The sequence below is a fragment of the Enhygromyxa salina genome (assembly GCF_002994635.1).
GTDB classification, from domain to species: domain Bacteria; phylum Myxococcota_A; class Polyangia; order Nannocystales; family Nannocystaceae; genus Plesiocystis; species Plesiocystis salina_B.
In genome coordinates, this window is record NZ_PVNL01000136.1 from 1 (window position 1) to 19,651 (window position 19,651).

Below are 19,651 nucleotides of genomic sequence, written 5' to 3' on the forward strand. Positions count from 1 at the left end.
CGGGGCTGGCATCGGGGTCGGCCCGACTCAGGTAGCGAAGCCCGGCCTCGAAGCTGCCGCTGGCCAGCGCCTCGCGATCGTGGATCTGGGCGAACGCGGCCGCGAACGGCCGGCGCAGCTGCTCGACGAGCTCGACACGCCGGGTCCAGATCCGGGCGCCGACGTCGGCGAGCCCATGGTCGTAGGTGTCGAGCAGGCGCGCTCGCTCGCTCGCTCGCATGTCCGCGGGTTCAGCCTTGAGCACCCGATTGCGCGAGCGCAGCAGCTTGTCATAGACTTGGACATCGCCGATGTGGGCGCGCTCGCGGGCGAACACGACCCGGTCCAAGAACTGCCGCCGCGCGCTGGGCGAGCCACGCAGGATCCCCAGATCCTCGGGGGTGAACAGCACCGCCTGGATTCGGCCATAAAAGTCGACCGCCGAGCGAACCAGCTTGCCGTCGACCCGCGCGCTGCGACGCGTCGAGCGAGTCTGGCGATCGATCCGCACTTCGAGCCGCGTCGGCAGCCCAAGCTCGTCGTCGAACGCCTCGAGCTCGACGCGCGCGTGTTCGCAGCCGCGCCGCAACATCGCCTTGAGGTCCGCCGTCCGAAACGAGCGCAGGGTCGAGACCAGGTACAGCGCCTCGAGGATGTTGGTCTTGCCGGCCCCGTTGTGACCCCACAAGACCGTAAACCGCGGTCCAAACTCGACGACCTGCCCGACCTGCCCGACCTGCCCGACCTGCCCGACTGGGTCAGCCGCCGAACCAACCTGCTCAGCCCGGAAATTCCGAAAGTCCGCGAGCGTCAGACGATTGACCGAACCCAGAGTGCACCACGCCTGTGGAGGTCATCGCCGGCAGACGCCTCGCCCGAGCAGAAAAGAGCCCCCTGCTAGGGGGCCACACATGCGCCCGCGAACAAACAACCCCGAGGAGCGAAGCGACCGGCGAAGTCCCGAGCTGTCTGTGGGGGTCATAACTAAATCCGCATGGGCATGACTACCGCGAGGAAGTCGGGGGCCTCCGCGGCGGCCTCGCCCTCGTCGGGGGCTGGACGCAGCACGCATGGGTCGAGCTCACCTTGGAAGTCGAGGTAGATGCGCTCGGTGTGGACGGCCCCGAGCGCCTCGATCAGGTAGTTCGCGTTGAAGCCCGCGGTCAGCGAGCTGCCCTCGTAGTCGACCGGGAGATCCAGGTTGATCGCCCCAAGCTCGGGGTTGTCGGCGTGGAGCTCGAGGTTGCCCTTGTCGAGCTGCAGCTTGACCGTGGCGGTCTTCTCGGGGGCGATGACCGCCGCCTGACGCAGCGCGCCCATCAGCTCCTCGCGGCCGATCCCGGCCCGACGCTGGAAGTCCTTGGGGACGACCTGCTGCCACGGCGGGAAGGTGACGTTGTTGAGCTTGACCGAGAGCGTGAGCGACTCGGCCTGGACGAACAGGTACTGATCCGAGACGCCGACCCTGCAGTCGCCCTCGACGCGATTGAGGACCTTGCGGATCTCGTCCATGCCCTTGCGCGGGATGATGATCGGCTTGGCCAGCGCCGGCCCCTGCAGCGGGACGCTGTACTTGGTCAGGCGGTGGCCGTCGGTCGAGACCATCGTGGCCTGGGCGCCGTCGGACTCGAACAGCGCGCCGTTGAGGTTGACCCGGGCTTCGTCGGTGGAGACCGAGAACAGGGTCTTGTCGATCAGGTCCACGAACTTGTGGCTGGGGATCTCCGTGAACGTGACGCCAGCGGGATCGGGCAGCTCCGGGAAGTCGCCCTCCGGCATGCCCATGAGCTTGAACTCCGAGCGGCTGGCGAGCAGCTGCGCCCACGAGTTGTCGAGGCTCTTGACCTTGATCGCCCCCGACGGGAGCGTGCGCACGACGTTGTGCAAGTGGCGAACCCCGAGCGTGAGGCTGCCTGGATCGCTGACCTTGCACGACACGGTCTCGGTCAGCGCGATCATCATGTCGGTCGCGCAGCACACGAGCTCGTCGTTGGTGGTCGCGCGTAGCAGCACGTTGGCCAACACCGGCATCGTGCTGCGCCGATCGGCGACAGTCTGTGCCAGGGTGAGCGCCGACAAGAAGCGGGCTTGGTCGATCTCAAACTCCATCGGGGTCCTTGCTCGCAGGGTTGTACCAGTCCGCCGGGTCGGTTGGGAGGGCGTTGCGACGACTCGATTGTCCGCGCGGGACAAGGTGATCAGGTAGTTAAAATTTTAAAAGAACTCTCGATCTCGATCTGTCCTGTGGATTTGGGGGTAACCAGGATAACAACTTGATTTCACTGCATAATTCGCTGGATATCTCGCGGGGATCACAGTGGACGAAACGCCCGGTTGTCCCCTGTTGGTCGGCGCGGTCTGCCATCCCCCGACAATTCTCCCCGGCCTGTGGAGAGCACCCAGCGCTGCGCGCTGACTCACTTTGCACCCGACCGCAGCATCGAGCTGCGGATCGCGGGGAGCGGGGCCGCTGCGTGGCTGAGCAGGTCGTCGTGGAAGCGCCGCAGCGAGTCGTCGGCTCCGGCGGCGCGCTGCTCGAGCAGCCAGGCCTCGCGGAGGTCGAGGATCATCAGCTTGCCCAGGGTGTAGCCGAGGTACATCGGATCAAAGGTGCCCCGCACCGCCTGCTGACGGGCGTTGACGGGGTCTTGAAACGCCTTGGTCTCGAACAGCTCGGTCGCGGTGTCGAGGCTCATGCCCTGGGCGTGGAGGCCCAGCGCGGCGATGAACCGGACGTCGCGGAGCAGCGCGTTCTGGAGCTGCCCGAGCTGGACCCGAGGGTCGTCGGACAGGCCCTGCTCCAACATCATCTGCTCGGTGTAGTGGGCCCATCCCTCGCCGGTGGTGAAGTTCCACAGCGACTGAAGGATGTGCGACTCGTTGTGGGCGACGTGCAGGCTGTGCAGGAAGTGGCCGGGCCAGACCTCGTGGACGGTGATGAACAGCAGGTCGGTGCGGCCGGGGATGTAGGTGCGCTGCTGCTCGGCCGGCCAGGCCGGATCCGGCGGTGAGATGTAGTAGAAGCTGGGCAGCGAGGTCTGCTCGAACGGCCCGGCGGCGTCGAGGAACGCGCTGTTCCAGCGCATGAAGGGCGGGGTCTCGACGACCTCGACGATCGCGTCCGCGCCCGCGCCCGCGCCCGCGCCCGCATTCGGGATCGTGACGAGCTCGTGGTCGATCAGGAACTGCCGGGCGCTTGCGGCCTGCTGTGTAGCCTCGGCCAGGACCTGGTCGGGCGCGGGCTTGTCGGCGGTCACCGACGCCATGACCTGGGCGACCGATTTGCGCGGCGCGATCTGCTTGGCCGCCGCCTCGACGAGCGCGAGGTTGCGGTCCAGGTCGGCCTCGGCCATGCGCGTGAGGGTTGCGAGATCCAGCTCGATCCCCTGGGTGCGCGCGAGCATCTCCAGCAGCCCGTCAGCGCCGAGCGCGAACTCGTCGGTGGCGCTGCCCTGGCGCTCGAGCAAGAACGCCTCGTAGCCGCGCAGGGCCGAAGCGAGCGCAGCCAAAGCCTCGTCGAGCTTGCCCTGGTCGGCCTGGCTCAGCCCCCCAAGCGCGAGCGGGACGTCGACCTCGACGAAGCTGATCGTGCCGCGGACCTGCATCAGGGCGGTCTCGACGAACGGGCGCGGCAGGTAGTCCTCGAGGTTGAGCTGGGCCTGCTCGAGGTGGGTGACGCCGGCCCGCGCGGCGTCGCCGACCGCCTGGGCGCGCGCGGACAAGGGCGCGTAGCTACGGCTGATGTAGGGCGTGAGCTCGACGTCGGCCATGTAGAACATCGGGTTGCGCCACGGCGCGCGGCGGACCTCGAGCTCGAACAGCTCGCCATCGAAGGTCGAGATCAGCGCGGCCTGCTCGACCTGGGCGCGCGCACCCAGCTCCGCCGGCTCGAAGCTGCGCAGCAACTCCAGCGCGATCTTCAGCCGGTTGATCTCGGCCGCGAGACCGTCCGCCGAGCAGTCGCGGACCCGGCCGTCGTACTTGTGCAGCCCGAGCGTGACCGCGCGCAGCGGGTAGGCGTCGAAGTAGTCGTCGAGCAGCTGGCTGGCGGTCTCGAAGAACTGCGCGTCGACGCTGAGCTCGACCGGGGGCTCTGGGGTGATCGTCGGCTCGGGTGGCGGCGGCGGCGTGTCCTGGACGCGCGGACGCGTCACACACGCCGCAAGCACTACCGGACACAGCGCCAGCGTCGCGCGGATCATGCGGGCACTGCGGATCATGCGGTGACCCTACGCCGACGTCACAAGCCCGACAACATCGAGTCGCCGAGCTTGCCGCAGCCGAGGGGGCCGCTGGTCCGCGAGGACATGTGTGGCCCCCCGTCTGGGGGGCTCACGCGCGACAGCCCGCGCTACAGCCTGACGTACTCGAACTCGGCCGGCTGGCCCTCGATCCCGCGCGCGGGCGGGGCGATCCAGTTGGCGAACTTCCCGGGCTCGTAGACCGGCTTCATGATCGAGATCAGGTAGTCGTTGTCTTCCGGCACCAGCAGCCAGCGGTGCTTGTTGGCCTCGAACTCCTGCTCGCTGATCAGCTCACCCGCGGGGTTGAACAGGTGGCCGGCGTAGATGCCCTGGTGGCGATGAAAGCGGGTGCTCGGCAGCGTGAGCCGGACGCTGCAGCCCTCGGCCTCGAGCGCCTTGTTCCACTTGCGCAGGGCCTTCTCGCAGTCGGCCACGTACTCGTCGCGGAGCAGCGCGTTGAGGGCGTTGCGCAGCGGGATGTCCTTGTCGACCAGCACGCCGCCCTCGACGTGGGGCAGCCGGTAGGTCCCGCCGATCGCCTTGTGATCGTCGTACTTCTTCATCTCGCGGTAGCGGCCCTTGAGCCCCGAGCCAAAGAAGTCAGCGGCGTTGTTGGACACCTCGCCGCCGAACAGATCGAGGCTGTAGGTGAACCAGTAGTTGATCGTCCGCTGGATCAGATCGAAGTCGATCCCGCCCTGGGCCCGGACGTCGCCGTTGGGGTCGAGCTTCTGCAGCTGCGCGCTGCGCTGGATGATCCGCTGCATGCCGGTCTGGCCCACGAACAGGTGGTGGGCCTCTTCGGTCAGCATGAACTCGGTCGTGCGCGCGAGCGGGTCGAAGCCCGACTCGGCCAGCGCGGCCAGCTGAAACTTGCCGTCCCGATCCGTGAACATCGCAAACGCGAAGAAGCTGAGCCAGTGATCGCAGGGCTGGTTGAAGGCGCCGAGGATCCGCGGCTTGTCGACGTCGCCCGAGCGCCGGTTGAGCAGCTCGTCGGCCTCGTCGCGGCCGTCGCGGCCGAAGTGCTTGTGGAGCAGGTAGACCATCGCCCACAGGTGCCGGCCCTCTTCGACGTTGACCTGAAACAGGTTGCGCATGTCGTAGAGGCTGGGCGCCATGTGCCCGAGCAGGCGCTGCTGCTCGACCGACGCGGGCTCGGTGTCGGCCTGGGTCACGATGATCCGCCGCAAGGAATTGCGGAACTCACCGGGGACCTCCGTCCAGGCCGGCTTGCCGGCGTCGTCGCCACAGCGGATCTGCGAGGTGCTGGCCTCGCGGGGGTTCAAGAAGATGCCCCAGCGGTAGTCGGGCATGCGGACGTGGTCGTAGTGCGCCCAGCCGTCGGTGCTGACGCTGGTCGCCGTGCGCAGATAGACCGGCTTGTCGGCGAAGTCCGAGGGGCCCATGTCGTTCCACCACTCGAGGTAGTTGGGCAGCCACTGCTCGAGCGCGCGTCGCAGCTTGGTGTCGTCGGCGAGGCCGACGTTGTTGGGGATCTTGGCGTTGAGGTCGACTGAGGTGCTTGCCGTCATCAGTTGGTGTCCTTCTCGCGAGGGTTAGACTCGTTCCCAGTCGAAGCGCGGGCGCTCCGGGCGACCGTAGAGCGTGAGTGCGCCCTCGGGCCCGGTCGCGTTGGGCCGAATGAAGATCCAGTTTTGCCAGGCGGTGAGCCGGGCGAAGATCTTGGAGTCACAATTTTCTGGGCCGGGGAAGCGCAGGTTGGCCTCCATGCCCGTCAGTGCGTCGGGAGACAGGCTCACGCGCTCTTCGATCGCGACCCGGGTGTCGTCGTCCCAGTCGATGTCGTCGAGCAGCATGGTCACGAGCCCGGCCTCGTCGGCTTGCTCGGCCCCGAGGACCTCACCGTTCATGCCGCGCAGGGCCTCGAGCTGGTCTGGCTCACCGATGAACCGGACCGCGAGGCGGTGGTGACCGTGGCTCATCGCCAGCGGGCCCCAGTTGATCTCGCTGGCGCCGACCTGGACCGGGCTGTCGGGATCATCGAGGAGGTAGAAGCGATCGCTGGCCAGCGCGAGCTCGAGCAGGTTGCCGCCCCAGCCGGTCCCGGCCGCGCCGATCGCAAAGAACGAGCGGCTGGTCAGATCCATGCGCCGCAGCGTGCGGGCCATGAAGAACACGATCTCGCGGGTGAACCAGGCCTGTGACCCGGGGTGCTTGGCGGGGTCCCCCGCGTCGAGCAGCGCCTGGTCGTAGGCGATCGTGCGCGCGACGTCGCACTCGACCTCGACGAGGACCAGCCCGATCCCGATGTGGTTGACGCGCAGCTGCAGCAGCGCGTCGTCGAGCTCACGGTAGGCACGCAGCGCCCAGACCGAGTCGCCCGCGGCGTGGATCGCCGCCGGGCCCTCGCGGACCAGCGCGAGGTCGGCCTCGCTCGGGCCGCGGACCTTCAGGGTGGCGATCCGGGTGTTCGTGTCGCACTCGAGCTTCACGCAGGTGTACTGGCGACTGGTGGTCGTCCCGTCGCCGCTCAGCTCGATCTGCAGGCGGCCGAGCGCGACGCCCTGGCGCGGCGTGTCGCCGTCCTGGGCGTTGATCTGCGCGGTGGCTTCGGCGGCCAGCTCGGCGGCCCGGGCCTGCAGCTTCGCGTCGAACTTCGAGCGCGGGAACACCCCGTCGACCAGGTTCCACTTGACGGCCTTGCTGCCGCGGACGCCCTCGGCGGTGGTCGAGAACACGTCGGCGAGGTCGCGTCGGATCTTGCGCTTGTCGACCAGGCGGGTGAGCCCGCCCGTGCCCGGCAGCACGCCGAGCAGCGGCACCTCGGGCAGGCTGACCGCCGAGTTGCCGTCGTCTTGCAGGTAGATCTCTTTACAGGCCAGCGCGAGCTCGTAGCCACCGCCCGCGGTGGTGCCGTTGCAGGCCGCGACGTAGATCTGCGCGCTGTTGTGGGTCGCGTCCTCGAGCTCGCAGCGGGTCTCGTTGGTGAACTTGCAGAAGTTCACCTTCCACGCGTGCGAGCTCTGACCGAGCATCGTGATGTTGGCTCCGGCACAAAAGGCCCGGTCGTTGCCCGACGAGAGCAGCACCGTGCGGACCTCGGGATGCTCGAAGCGCATGCGCCGGACGATGTCCGCGAGCTCGATGTCGACGCCGAGGTCGTAGCTGTTGAGCTTGAGCTCGTAGCCCGGGACCAGACCGCCGTCGGGGTCCACGTCCATGATGACCTTGGCGATCCCGCCGTCGTACTCGACCCTCCAGTGCTTATAGGAGGAAGGGTCCTTCTCGAACTCGACCTGTACGGTCTGCGCTGCACCGTCACCCATGTGGATGGAAAATAGCAGCCAGTCGGGGATTCAGGGCTGGAGGCCCGCGTGCGGCGTCGCACGATAGAACGCTGAATTCGTGCGAGTACACACGGGTATTTGCCTGTTTAGCGATCCGCGCTCGAGCTGTGCTTTCGCGTTCGCGCGGCGGCTCGTGGGCATCGTGCGGGTCTGTGTGGTGTCGGTCGCCGCGCCGCACCAACGACCGCGCCGGGGTCGTGAGTCGCCGATCGAGAAATCGCACGGTAGCTCGCTCACGAGCGTGGGTCCGCGCGACGGTCCCGGAGCGTTCGTGTGAGACCACACCGAAAATCGCGCTCGCCGGGGGTCGAGTCATCCCGACCAGCGCTCAGGCCCCTTCCCTAGAGTCCGGCTCCTGGGTCACGCGCGACTCAGCATCCTGGGGATCGGTTGGTGCAGTTGTTGAGGCAGGCGTCGCCCTCGTTCTGGTTGCCGTCGTCGCACTGCTCTTCCATGTTGTCGACGATGCCGTTGCCGCACGAGTTGGTCGGTGCGCAGCACAGCGCCTGGACCTGCTGTTCGTTGCAGCCGTAGTTGGACACGCACGACTCGCGCGAGCTGCCGTAGCCGCAGTTGAGCGCGATGTCGGTGGCGAGGGTCCCGGGGTTGCCGTAGGGGCCGATCGTGAAGTGGCCGGCGCCGCTGCCGTTTCGGCAGTAGATCTCGGCGACGACCACGGTCCCGTTGCCGACCGGGTAGTTCCAGCCGTCGTTGCGGGCGACGAACTGCTGGTACGAGCACAGGCCCCAGCCCGGCGGGCACAAGGTCTCCATGTCCTCTTCGCAGGTCAGGTTGTTGGGGTCGTCGCAGACGATCATGTCGTTGCCGGGGCTGATCGACATCTGCACGGAGCCGCCCATGCACGCGAGCACGCCGTACTCGCAGCTGTTGGTGCAGGTGTCGTCGTCGACCTCGTTGCCGTCGTCGCACTCTTCGACGCCGACATGCTTGATGCCGTCGCCACACACCGCGGTCGCGCACTCGAGCGTGCACGCGTCACCGTCGATGTCGTTGCCGTCGTCGCACGCCTCCATGCCCTCGTAGATGATCCCGTCGCCGCACACGTTGGGCTCGCAAAACGGATGGGTGCAGGCGTCGTTGCTGCTCATGTTGCCGTCGTCACACGCCTCGACCCCGGCCTGCGTAAAGCCGTCGCCACAAAACGCGAGCTCGCACGCGGGGCACTCGTCGCTGATGTCCGCGTTGCCGTCGTCGCATTGCTCACCGGCCTGCACGATCCCGTCGCCGCACGAGCCCGGCAGGCACATCGCGTTGCAGCCGTCCGCGTCGTCGTCGTTGCCGTCGTCACACATCTCGACGCCCTCGTGCACGAAGCCGTCCCCGCAGCTGGCCAGCTTGCAGCCGGTCACGCACGCGTCGGTGTTGACGCTGTTGCCGTCGTCGCAGTCCTCGAAGCCCTCGTACACGAAGCCGTCCCCGCACGCGGCGATGAAGCAGTTCGGCGTGCACTGACCGGACTCGGAATTTTGCGGGCCCAGGTCGCACTCTTCGCCCTGCTGGACGACGCCGTCTCCGCAGTCGCCGTCGCCGTCGCCGTCGCCGTCCCCATCCCCGGTCGAGGTGCCGGTCTCCTGCGCGTCTCCGTCGCCGTCGCCGGGGGTGGTCGCGTTGGTGGTGAACGAGAACGCCCCGTCGCCCGCGTCGGTGGTGCAGGCGGCGAGCGTGGTCAGGCTAAGTGCAGTGGAGAGGCTAACGATGGGGAGCAACTCGAAGCGCATGGCGGCCATTGTCGACCCGTCGGGGCGGGCGAACCAAGGGGTTTATGCACAGCGTGGGACCCGCGATGGAGCGCGGCCAGCAGCGAGTGCCGAATGGCTCAGATGTCGTCCTCTGCGGTGGCATAATTTACGGCAAAGCAGATCGGGGAGCGGGTGCGGGCGGAGCATCCCACGAAGTGCAGACGCCCGAGCACGTCGTCACCGCCGCCGCGAACCAGCGGCACGATGAGTGCGTGGCAAAAAGCCTGGGTTGCTTTGGCGACACCGGTGAAGTCGAGTTCGACCTTGACGCCTCGGCGGAGCAACGGGAGAACTTGATCTTGGGCGATAGCGATGGCTCGCTCGCGGTCGAGCGCGAATTTGCCTCTGTCGCACTTGATCTCGACGCGATGCCAGTCGGGTGCGTTTGCTGACTTCCTAAAAAATCGTATGTCGGCGTACCGGGGACCGCGTCCCTCGATCTCATCCTTGATGGCTTGCATTGGACCGGAGTACTCAGAGCCGATGGCATTGAAGGTAACGGCGACGGCTGTACCCTGCCAGCGATGACGCAGCGAGGTGAACTTTGGAGTGAAGTCGGACGGGTTGCGAGCCGATGCTCGAGCGGACAGTCCCTCCGTGATCGCACAGAAACCACCGGAGGCGGCCAGAGCGAGTCGTCGCACGAAGTACAAGCCCACGCCGCGGTTAACTCCGTCTCGGGCCGAGTTGCCAGAGAGTTCGGGCTCTAGCGCGAGCAGCAGCGAGTCGAGGTCGTCGAGGTCGCCCTCGTAGTGGGGCTTGATCGTGGCGGGGATGCCTTGACCGCAATCTGCGACCGCGAGGCGGACACGACTTGTTCGCTTGTCGAGGGATACGGCACAGAACGCGCCTTGTCCCCCGGTACGGGCATGATCGAACACGTTTTGAGCAAGATCGGCGAGACAGTAGTGAGCGATCCGTTCTGCCTCCGGTGTGGTCTTCAAGATCGCTTCCACAAAGCTGCCCAACTTGTCTTGAGTCTCCTGCTCGGTGCACAACCGGAAGAACAGGCTGGTCGTGGACCCACCCTTGGTTCGACCCGCGAGGGCGGAGAGCAGGCCGGACCGGAAGGCGATGGGGCTCTGAAGGCTGCGGTCGATGATGATGTCGCGACCGAGTTCACGCTGATAGGTGGCCCATGCGCCGAGCATCGCAACAGCGATGGGTTCCGCGAACATGAGAGGGGGCTCGGCGCAGCGGACGCAAATCGATCGGGGGTTGGGATCAAGCCCATCCAGATGCCAACCTTCCGGGGGACCGGCGACGGTGGGCGCGAGGCGCATCGTACGCCCGACTGTGAGTGTCAGCATGGTTTGACATCCTACTTACCATGGGACAGACTGGCAGGAACCGCGGAGTACCCCTTCAGCGGAGGCATCGGTGAGTTTTACTCGCAGGATGTCAGACAGCGACAGCTGATCATCTCAAAGGCAGAGGTTAATCTCTGCCTTTATTTTCGGTCCCGACTCGCGCTGGGACTGTGGTCCCATGGCATCTCTCTCCGACTTTCATGCCGCACTCCGGTCGCTTGTGGATGAGCTGGGCAAGCAGGAGATCCACCTCTCGGAGCTCGGTTTGCACATTCGCCGCAAGTTGCCTCGTTTCACGGCAGAGAGCTACGGGTACCCCAGCTTCACCGAACTGCTCAGCGCAGCCAAAGATATTGGCGTGCTCCGCTTCGGTCAAAAATCGGAGGATCGCTGGTTCATCTTCGGCGACGTCGTACAGCCAGCCAGCGTGCATCATGAGGATTTCGAGATCGCAGAGGCTATCTGGAACGCGTGTGTGGACATCGACCAATCTCGTCAGGGCTGGCTGGATCTGGCCGATTGCGTTCACGTCGAAACAGACGCGCACAAAGTGGCAGACGAGAGGGAGCGCTACCTCGAAATGCCACGCTTTGATGGCGCGCGACAACTCGAGCTGTTGCAGTCGTTCGCGGAGGGCAAGGAAGACGAGACACGTGCCGCGCTCTTGGCGATCGGAAGCGGCTGGAGCTTCGAGCAGCGGCCCTATAAACAGCTGCTCCAGGAGCTGCAACGGCTCGGCCTACGGCACGCCTGGTTTCGTTATCTGCGCCAAGCTGTCGAAGGGGAACTCCGAGCTTGGGTGAGTGAGCACGGCGTGCCGGTCGCCAACTTGTTCAAGCACTCGAACACGGCAGCCGGCGCAGTAGTCCCAGCGGCGCTGGACACGGTTCGCACGTTCGAGATGGATGAGCATCAGCTCCGGGCCTTTCTGAAGGCTGCGATCGACGAGATGACCCTCGCCGAGCTCGGCCAGTGGCCGGTACCAGCGCGTCTACTCCTGGCCAAGCGTCGCTAGAGCGCCGGGAACGGACCGCCACGGGCCTGCGTTCGACTCCGAGGCAAGCCGAGTATCCTGCGCCCGTGAGCGAGACCCTCGACCTGCGCAGCGTGGCCAAGATCGGCCGACCGCCCGGACCGATCCACGCGACGCTGCGACCACCCGGCTCCAAGAGCCTCAGCAACCGCGCGCTGCTGCTGGCCGCGATCGCCCGGGGACCCACGCGGATCCACGGCTGTCTCGACGCCGACGACACGGTGCTGATGCTCGGCTGCCTGGACCAGCTGGGCGTGAAGGTGCACCGCACGGGCCCGCAGATCGCCGACGGGCTCGAGCTCAGCGGGGATCCGCGGGTCGGCGTCGCAACGGGCGAGCCAACCTTGAACGTCGGCACGGCCGGCACGGTCGCGCGGTTCCTGACGGCGGCGCTGGCTGGCGCGCGCGAGCCTGCCTGGGACGCGGTGATCGTCGACGGCAGCCCGCGGATGCGCGAGCGACCGATGGACACCCTGCTGTCGGCGCTGACCGAGCTGGGCGCGCGGTTCGAGTGGCGCGGGGTCCCGGGTGCGCTGCCCGTGCGGGTGCTGGGCGGTCGGGGGCTGAGCGGCGGGCGGATCATCCTCGAGCGGCCAGCCTCCTCACAGTTCGTGTCAGCCCTGTTGATCGCCGGCTGCAGCGCGCTGGGTCCCGTGTCGATCGAGCTGCGCGAGGGCACCCCGGCCCGGCCCTACGTCGACATGACGCTCGCGGTGATCGAGTCGTTCGGCGGCAGCGCAACCTGGTCAAACGACGGCACGACGCTGGTGGTCGAGCCGCGCGAGCTGCAGGGCTGCCCGCGCTACGTGGTCGAGCCCGACGCGTCGGCGGCGAGCTACCTGCTCACGCTGCCGCTGATCTGGGGCGGCGAGGTCACGATCCCCGAGCTCGGCAGCGCCAGCTTGCAGGGCGACGCCGCGTTTTGCCGGGTGCTCGAGCGGTTCGGCGCGAGCGTCGAGCAGACGCCCGACTCGACCACGGTGCGCGGCGGCGCTGCCCTGCGCGGGCAGCAGCTGGATCTCACCGACATGCCCGACATGACGCTGACGGCGGCCGTGCTCGCGCTGTTCGCAGCCGGCCCCACGCGGATCCGCGGCGTCGAGGTCCTGCGTCACCACGAGAGCGATCGCCTGGCCGCGGGCGCGACCGAGCTGCGCAAGCTTGGCGCCGAAGTTGTCGAGCATGAAGACGGCCTGGACATCGAGCCGCCGGCCAACGGACCGCGCCGCGGGGTCGCAATTGACACCTACCTGGATCACCGCATGGCGATGGCGTTCGCCATGGTCGGCGAGGTTCAGATCAACGACCCACGCTGCGTCGACAAGACCTTCCCGCGCTACTTCGAGGTCCTCGCGCAGCTCGGATTTCCGGTGACGCAGTGACGATGAACATGAACGGAATGCCAAAAGTCGGTGAGCTGATCGAGGTCGACGCGACCGGGATCGACGATCGTGGCCAGGGCCTGGCGACGCTCGAGGCGGGCGCTGACGAGCGGGCGCTGCTGGTCCCCGGCCTGTTCCCCGGCGAGCGGGCGAGCGTCCGCATCGAAGCGCTCGCCCGTCATGCCCTGCGCGCGCACGGCCGCGTGCACGAGCTCCTGCGCGCGAGTCCGAGCCGGCGCGAGCCGCCGTGTTCACGCCACGAGCAGCACCAGCGCGCCCCGGGGGATCGTCGACCCAAGCCGAGCTGCGGCGGCTGCCCGTTGATGGGCCTGGAGCTCGACGCGCAGCGCGAGGCCAAGCGGGCGTGGATCCTGCGCGAGTACGGCCTCGAGCTCGACGGTCCTGACGGGATCATCGGCGGGATCATCGGCGGCGCCGAGTTCGACTATCGCTGGTCGAGCAAGCGCGTCGTCGGAGGCGAGCCCGGCCGGCTGCGGCTGGGCAGCCGCGCGGCCGGCAAGCGTCGCGGGGATCACATCGCCGACATGCGCGGCTGTCTGGTCGATCATCCCCGGATCCGCGACGGCTTCGACGCGCTCGAGCTGCTGGCCAACGAGCTTGGCATCGAGCCGTGGGGCGAAGCTGGGGGGGATCTGCGCTACGTGTGGGCCAAGACCAACGGCACCCAGCTACTGCTCACGCTGATCTGCGGGGCCGAGTCCAGTCGGGCCGCGCGCGAGCTCGGGCCGCGTCTGCACGAGCTCGGGATCGCCGACGGGGTCGCCTGCAGCGTGCAGTCGAGCTCGGGCAACGCGATCCGCGGCGGCGCTCCGCAGGCGATCGCCGGGCTCGCGCAGCTGGATCTCGACGCAGGTCTCGAGCTCGGGCCGCTCGGGTTCTTGCAGCCCAACCCAGAGGTCGCCGCGCTCGCCTACCGCGATCTCGTCGCGCTGCCCAACGGCCAACCCCCGCCACCCGCTGAGCTGGCGTTCGATCTCTACGCTGGCGCAGGCGTGACCTCCCGCTTGCTGCGTGAGCGGTTCGAGCGAGTGATCCCCTGCGAGTCGTACCCCGAGTCCGCCGCGCGCTTGGGCATCGAGCCCCAGACCGTCGAGGACTTCGCGCGTGCGTGGCTCGACGCCGCGAGTCCAACGCCCGCGTTGGTCGTCGCCAATCCCCCTCGCGCTGGGCTGGGCGAGTCCGTGTGTGCGTCCCTGCGCGAGCTCGCTGCGCCCCGCGTGCATCTGATGAGCTGTAGCCCGCAGAGCTTGGCCGCGGACCTCGACCGGCTGCGCCCCGACTACGAGCTGGTCGCCCTGCGCGGCTACGACACGCTCCCGCAGACGGCCCACCTCGAGCTGGTCGCCTGGCTGTCGCGCCGCCCTCAATCACCCGCGTAGATCAACACCAACGAGCCAAGCTCCAGCGCCACGATCCACAGCGTCGCAACCATCACGCTGCGGACCATCGCCACGGTCACGTCTTCGGCCGAGCGCTTCTCTCGTGAGCCCTTGGCGATCGCGTCCCCGGCGATCCCCAGCGCGTACACGCAACACAGCCCCAGCGCGCGCAGGCGAAACACCGCGCGCTCGGGCGGCGGATCCACGATGTCTGCGGTCAGCAGCTCCCACGCGAATGCCCAGCCCCCGCCCAGCTCGGGCACCCGCAGCTCGAGGTACAGCGCGCCCCCGACCAGCATGCCCAGGGTGAACAGCGCGGCCATGACCAGGTACGAGCCCGCCAGCCCCAGCCACGCGGGGACCCACAGATACCGGGCCTTGCTGATCCCCAGGGCCTCGAGCGCGGTGGTCTGCCGGGTCAGCGACATGCCCCCGAGCCAGGCGACCACGCCGTTGGCCGAGGTCGCGGCGAACAAGATCCCCGACAGCGGCGGCGCGAGGGCGATCACGTGCATCGAGCCGATCAGCGAGAACACCCGCTCGGGCCGGATCGGTAGCTCGCCCCCGCCGATCGAGCGGTGCAAGATGTACAGCAGCGTGAACCCGATCAGCAGCGAGACGATCGAGAAGAACGCCGCCGGCCGCCACAGCGCCTGCTTGAGCACCGGGCCGATCACCTCGAGGAAGTCGCGCGGACGCAGCAGCGCCCGCAGAGCGTTGGCGGCCACGCGCGGGCCGATCTCGAGCCCGCCGAACGCGGTCGCAGCCACTCGCTTGGCCGCACGACCCAGGCCCGCAGCCACGCGCGCGACCAAGCCTCGCGGGGTCCCGATCGCTTGCGGATCCTGATCCTCGGTGAGCCGAGCGATCATCTGATCCCCGATCCCCGCGGCCACCTGCCGACGCAGCGCCCGCGGCCGCTTGGCTTCGCTCAGCTGCTTGCGCGCGCTCGGACGCTCGCCGAACCCGACCTCGGCCAGGGGATCGAGCTCGATGATCCGGTGTTCGACGCGATCCATGAACCAAAACCGATCCGCGAACCCAGCCGCGAACTCGAGCTCGTGGGTGATCACCAGCGCGGCCGCCCTGCGCTCGAGGATCTCCGCGCGCAGCAGATCCGCGAGCATCTCGACGCGCAGCGGATCCAGGCCGACCGAGGGCTCGTCCAGGAACAAGATCCGCCGCCCACCCGCGAGCGTGCGCGCGACCGCGAGCCGCTGGGCCTCGCCGCCCGACAGTCGCCCGACCTCGCGCGCTTCCCCGCCGGCCCAGTCCTTGGGCAGATCCACGCTCGCCAGTGAGTCTTGCAGCGCCCCGGCCGTGACCTCGCGCGGGGGGTCGGCGTTGCGCATCGCCAGCGCCAGGTTGCCGGCGACGTCCAGGTGATCGAAGAGGGCGCCCCGCTGCGGCACGATGCCGACCCCGGCGTGGCGCTCGAGCAGCTGCGCCCTGACCGAGAACCCGGCGGCGTCGAGGGCCGCGCGGTTGTGCAGCGCGCTGACCAGCGTCGACTTGCCGGCCCCGCTGCCGCCGAGCAACGCGACGATCTCACCCTCGCGCAGCTCGAGCTCGACGTCGCGCAGCAGCGGCGCGCCGTCGGGACGATCGATCTCCAGGCCGCGAGCCTCGAGCAACACCCGGGGGTCGCGGGGCGCGGTGGATGACGGAGCGACCATGACGCCGTTGTTTTACCCCGGCGGGGCCGCGGCTCGCTGGACCGCGACTCGCTGGGTCGCGCCGAGGCAGGCCCGGCTCAGATCAGCGACAACAACAGCTCGACGAGCCTGCGCGGCTCGAGCAAGGGGGCCGTCTCGTCGTTGATCAGCGGCGTGTCGATGACCTCCACGCCGTGAGCCTCGATCGCGTCGACGTCGAGGCCGCCCGCGTACTCGCCCCGCTCGCTGTCGACGAGCACGAAGTGGAGCAGCAGCTCGGTCGGCGTGTCCTCGCCCGCGTCGCGGCGCAGCTGCTCGAGCAGCACGCGAACCTGATCGTGGGGGGCGAGCCCCAGCTCCTCGGGGTCGTCGCCGCAATTGGGCACGTAGACCTTGGGACAGCCAGCGCGGGCCACGGCGGCGCCGACGCCCCGGGGCAGCAGGCAGGCCATGACGGAGGTCCAGAAGCTGCCGATCGGAAAGCAGATCAGCTCGGCCTCGTCGATCAGCTGGGTCGTGCGATCGTCGATCTCGGCCACGGCTTCGGGCCCCCCGAGCTCGTCGATCGCCTCGGTCAAGCGCAGCGCGCGGATCGGGGCCGACAGCGGGGTCTGGCGGCTGGTGATCTCGTGCTGCCCGGCGACGAGCGTGCCGTCTTCGAGCTGCGCGCACAGGTGCAGGTTGCTGTCGACCACGGGCCGCACGATCCCGCGGACCGCGACCAGCTTCGAGAACAGGAAGATCACCGCGTCGATGTCACTGCGGTTGTTGAGGTAGCCACCCGCGAGGATCAGGTTGCCGACGCTGGCCCCCCGCAGGTCGAAGCTCGACGGCATGTGCTCGCGGAAGTACCCGAGGTGGTTGCGGATCAGCTTGCGCAGCGGCATCGGCACCGCGGCGACCAGCGGGTCTTGGCCGCTGACCATCGTGTCGAGCCGAGCCCGCAGCAGCGCTTGGTCGTCGTGGTCGACCAGTCGGGTGTCGAACAGCTGGTAGACCTCGGGGTGGCCGAGCAGGCGGGTGTCGGCCAGCGCCATCAGCCGGTTGCGCAGGTCGCCGACCGAGATCATCGGGAACGCGTCGCGCAGCTTGGCCGAGCTCCCGCCCGAGTCGAACGGCGTGATCAGGTGGACCGAGTTGTGGGTGTACTCGGTCAGCACCCGACTGGTCTTGCGCAGCGCAGATCCACCCGAGAAGAACAGGATCTTCGGCCCGATCTCGGGCGCCCGCTGATAGCGGGCCAGGCGGAGCGGGCTGGGCACCTGGCGCGTCTGCGTCAGCGTGATCTGCTGGCGGCGGCCCTTGGAGATCGAGGGCGGCGTCTTCTGATCAGCGCGAGAGGGGTCCTGCATGGGCGTACGGCGTGCGGGTGACACGCCAGCGTTACCTCAACAACACCGCCCTCGCCACTTCCCGGCCCTCTCACGGCCGCGGGGCAGTCACGAGAGCAAGCCGAGCTGCCCGCGGAGCGACTCGACCGCCGCGTGCAGATCTTCGTCGGCTTGGGCCAGCGCCTCGATCCGCTTGCAGGCGTTGATCACCGTCGAGTGATCCTTGCCCCCAAAGCGCATGCCGATCTCGGGAAAGCTCGAGCCGGTGAGCTGGCGGCACAGGTACATGGCGATCATGCGGGGGCGCGAGATCCCCCGGTGACGGCGCTTGCCCTTGAGCTCGCTGATCTTGACCGAAAAGTAAGCGGCGACGGCCTTCTGAACCGCCTCGATCGTGATCGGGGGCTTGTCGGTGACGGTCTTGCCGAGCACGGAGCGGACGAACTCGGCGTCGATCTCGACCCCGCGCAGCTGGGCAAACGCGGTGACTCGCAGCAGCGCGCCCTCGAGCTCGCGGACGTTGGAGCGGACCAGCTCGGCGATGCTCAGCGCGACCTGGGGCGAGAGCTCGAGGTCATCGCGGGCTGCCTTGGTCTGGATGATTGCGATCCGGGTCTCGAGATCCGGCGGCTGGACGTCGGCGACCAGGCCCCAGTTGAGCCGCGAGGTCAGGCGCTCCTCCATGCCGGCCATGTCGGCGGGCACCCGATCAGCGGTGACCACGATCTGCTTGCCGGCCTCGTACAGCGCGTTGAACACGTGGAAGAACTCGTCCATCGTGCGATCCCGGCCGGAGATGAACTGGATGTCGTCGATCAGCAGGCAGTCGCAGTCACGCCGATACCGGGCGCGGAACTGGTCAAACTCGTTGTTGCGCACCGCGGTCACGAACTCGTTCATGAACTGCTCGGCGCTCAGGTACACGATCCGCAGGTTGGGGTCCTTGCGATACAGCTCGTAGCCGACCCCGTGCAGCAGGTGCGTCTTGCCGAGCCCGACGCCGCCATAGATGAACAGCGGGTTGAAGCGGGTGCCGGGCTCGTCGGCGGCGGCCATCGCTGCGGACGCCGCGAGCTCGTTGCAGCCGCCCTTGATGAAGGAGTCGAACCGGTAGCGCGGATGCAGACCGCGCGGTGGCCCACCGGGGCGCGGCGGGCTCCCCGTCGGGCGGGTCGCGGGATGATCCACGACGACCTCGAGGTGGGGTCGGGCGAGCTCGGGTGCCGCACGCTCGGGCGCCGGCGGCGGCTCCTCGACCACCTCGATCGCAACCTTGAATTTGCGCTCGTGCCGCGACTCGAGCTCGTCCAGCGCGAGGTCCAGGTAGTGGGTCTCAAACCACTCTTTGAGGAAGCGGTTGGGGGCGCGAAGCTGCAGGAGGTCGCCGTCGACGCTCGCGAGGCGGATCGGTCGTAGCCACATGTCGAAGGTCTGCCGGTCCAGTCGGGGTTCCAGCCCGTGCAGTGCTTCGCTCCAAATATCCGCCATGATCCTCCTGTCCACAGCTACTCAGCAGCCTGTGGATAACTTGGAATTGCTTGAAATCATTGAGCAATTTCCGAGGCTGAAGCGCCCCGTCCACAACCGCGTGGAAATTGTGGATTTCCAGAGTCGTGGTGCTTCGCCCGCGCTTCGCGCGAGGTCGCTGTGTCAATTTCCGCGCTTTTCGCACCCCCATTCAGGCGATCGGGGGGCGGTCGGCGCCGGCGAGGGTGGGTTTGTACTCACCCGCCCCAGGACAGGGCAAGCGGTCGACCGTCAAATGATCGCAAATCGTTGAAATTCAACGTTATTTTTGGCCCTCACCGAAACGGAAACCCCGCGTGAATACCGCTGTGTCCCTCTTGACACAAGACCGTGAAATTTGATGTCGTTGAAATTATTCGGGAAATCGGGAGCGCGCGAGGGGTCGCGTAGACCCGGCCGCAAGAGCAGCGAGTTTGCGCGGCCTCGGTGCCGCAAACCGGCATGACAAGCCGACTTGCGAGACCCACCCGATCGCCTGGATCCCTCGCAAGTCGCGTCGTCCGGTCTCCTGACGCGCTTCGAGGCGATCCATCGATCTTTGGATCAGTCTTTGGATCAGCCACCCCCCACCGACGCCACAATTTTGGCACGCGCTGTTGTCAGCTTCGCCGGTCAGCTCGGGCCCGCGGTCATGAATGCTTGCCCGGGCGAGCAGCTCGGCCCCGGTCGAACGAGCTCGACATGAACCTCCGTTTGACAGTGCCAATGCTCGCTGCTAT

Annotated in this window: 13 protein-coding genes; 3 read left to right on the plus strand and 10 right to left on the minus strand. The window is 67.9% G+C overall.

What is annotated here, in order from left to right; all coding sequences use genetic code 11:
* The 7 genes from ENSA7_RS36770 to ENSA7_RS36800 all read right to left on the minus strand — a co-directional run.
* Positions 1 to 667 (minus strand): DNA replication/repair protein RecF (locus ENSA7_RS36770; RefSeq protein WP_372237582.1); only part of this gene is annotated, 667 nt, incomplete at its 3' end.
* 296 nt (positions 668 to 963) lie between these two features.
* Complete coding sequence (gene dnaN / locus ENSA7_RS36775; RefSeq protein WP_106094106.1) at positions 964 to 2,088, minus strand: DNA polymerase III subunit beta; 1,125 nt, start codon at positions 2,086 to 2,088, stop codon at positions 964 to 966.
* Between the two features lie 308 nt (positions 2,089 to 2,396).
* Complete coding sequence (locus tag ENSA7_RS36780) at positions 2,397 to 4,199, minus strand: DUF885 domain-containing protein (protein WP_106094107.1); 1,803 nt, start codon at positions 4,197 to 4,199, stop codon at positions 2,397 to 2,399.
* 131 nt (positions 4,200 to 4,330) lie between these two features.
* A complete protein-coding gene (gene boxB / locus ENSA7_RS36785; protein WP_106094108.1) occupies positions 4,331 to 5,758 on the minus strand; it encodes a benzoyl-CoA 2,3-epoxidase subunit BoxB in 1,428 nt (475 codons plus the stop codon).
* A 24-nt stretch (positions 5,759 to 5,782) separates the two neighbouring features.
* A complete protein-coding gene (gene boxC, locus ENSA7_RS36790; RefSeq protein ID WP_106094109.1) occupies positions 5,783 to 7,513 on the minus strand; it encodes a 2,3-epoxybenzoyl-CoA dihydrolase in 1,731 nt (576 codons plus the stop codon).
* A gap of 392 nt (positions 7,514 to 7,905) precedes the next feature.
* Positions 7,906 to 9,273 (minus strand): DUF4215 domain-containing protein, encoded by a 1,368-nt coding sequence (locus ENSA7_RS36795; protein ID WP_146158569.1) that lies wholly within the window; start codon positions 9,271 to 9,273, stop codon positions 7,906 to 7,908.
* A gap of 98 nt (positions 9,274 to 9,371) precedes the next feature.
* Positions 9,372 to 10,472: an STAS-like domain-containing protein gene (locus ENSA7_RS36800; RefSeq protein WP_106094111.1), complete on the minus strand. Its 1,101-nt coding sequence runs from the start codon at positions 10,470 to 10,472 to the stop codon at positions 9,372 to 9,374.
* Between the two features lie 310 nt (positions 10,473 to 10,782).
* On the opposite strand from ENSA7_RS36800, the gene ENSA7_RS36805 reads away from it, so the two are divergent.
* From ENSA7_RS36805 to ENSA7_RS36815, 3 genes are all read left to right on the plus strand, one after another.
* Positions 10,783 to 11,619 (plus strand): OST-HTH/LOTUS domain-containing protein, encoded by an 837-nt coding sequence (locus ENSA7_RS36805; RefSeq protein ID WP_106094112.1) that lies wholly within the window; start codon positions 10,783 to 10,785, stop codon positions 11,617 to 11,619.
* 65 nt (positions 11,620 to 11,684) lie between these two features.
* Complete coding sequence (gene aroA / locus ENSA7_RS36810) at positions 11,685 to 13,019, plus strand: 3-phosphoshikimate 1-carboxyvinyltransferase (RefSeq protein WP_181234467.1); 1,335 nt, start codon at positions 11,685 to 11,687, stop codon at positions 13,017 to 13,019.
* Positions 13,020 to 13,021: 2 nt separating this feature from the next.
* Complete coding sequence (locus ENSA7_RS36815) at positions 13,022 to 14,419, plus strand: class I SAM-dependent RNA methyltransferase (protein WP_106094114.1); 1,398 nt, start codon at positions 13,022 to 13,024, stop codon at positions 14,417 to 14,419.
* Here the strand turns inward: ENSA7_RS36815 and ENSA7_RS36820 are convergent.
* The 3 genes from ENSA7_RS36820 to dnaA form a co-directional block, all read right to left on the minus strand.
* Positions 14,404 to 16,095, minus strand: a complete 1,692-nt coding sequence (locus ENSA7_RS36820) for an ATP-binding cassette domain-containing protein (protein WP_106094115.1) — start codon at positions 16,093 to 16,095, stop codon at positions 14,404 to 14,406. The two genes, ENSA7_RS36815 and ENSA7_RS36820, sit on opposite strands and share 16 nt — an antisense overlap.
* 77 nt (positions 16,096 to 16,172) lie before the next feature.
* Positions 16,173 to 17,426 carry a GAK system CofD-like protein gene (locus ENSA7_RS36825; protein WP_106094116.1) on the minus strand — a complete coding sequence of 418 codons (1,254 nt, stop codon included), beginning with the start codon at positions 17,424 to 17,426 and terminating at the stop codon, positions 16,173 to 16,175.
* A gap of 87 nt (positions 17,427 to 17,513) precedes the next feature.
* Positions 17,514 to 18,893 (minus strand): chromosomal replication initiator protein DnaA, encoded by a 1,380-nt coding sequence (gene dnaA / locus ENSA7_RS36830; protein ID WP_106094117.1) that lies wholly within the window; start codon positions 18,891 to 18,893, stop codon positions 17,514 to 17,516.
* Positions 18,894 to 19,651: the final 758 nt, after the last annotated feature.

Coding starts and splice junctions, on each gene's coding strand:
- ENSA7_RS36825 (WP_106094116.1), bottom strand. CDS start 17,426: ATGCAGGACCCCTCTCGCGCTGATCAGAAGACGCCGCCCTCGATCTCC.
- boxC (WP_106094109.1), bottom strand. CDS start 7,513: ATGGGTGACGGTGCAGCGCAGACCGTACAGGTCGAGTTCGAGAAGGAC.
- ENSA7_RS36815 (WP_106094114.1), top strand. CDS start 13,022: ATGAACATGAACGGAATGCCAAAAGTCGGTGAGCTGATCGAGGTCGAC.
- ENSA7_RS36805 (WP_106094112.1), top strand. CDS start 10,783: ATGGCATCTCTCTCCGACTTTCATGCCGCACTCCGGTCGCTTGTGGAT.
- ENSA7_RS36800 (WP_106094111.1), bottom strand. CDS start 10,472: ATGTTCGCGGAACCCATCGCTGTTGCGATGCTCGGCGCATGGGCCACC.
- ENSA7_RS36795 (WP_146158569.1), bottom strand. CDS start 9,273: ATGCGCTTCGAGTTGCTCCCCATCGTTAGCCTCTCCACTGCACTTAGC.
- ENSA7_RS36820 (WP_106094115.1), bottom strand. CDS start 16,095: ATGGTCGCTCCGTCATCCACCGCGCCCCGCGACCCCCGGGTGTTGCTC.
- ENSA7_RS36780 (WP_106094107.1), bottom strand. CDS start 4,199: ATGATCCGCAGTGCCCGCATGATCCGCGCGACGCTGGCGCTGTGTCCG.
- boxB (WP_106094108.1), bottom strand. CDS start 5,758: ATGACGGCAAGCACCTCAGTCGACCTCAACGCCAAGATCCCCAACAAC.
- dnaN (WP_106094106.1), bottom strand. CDS start 2,088: ATGGAGTTTGAGATCGACCAAGCCCGCTTCTTGTCGGCGCTCACCCTG.
- dnaA (WP_106094117.1), bottom strand. CDS start 18,893: ATGGCGGATATTTGGAGCGAAGCACTGCACGGGCTGGAACCCCGACTG.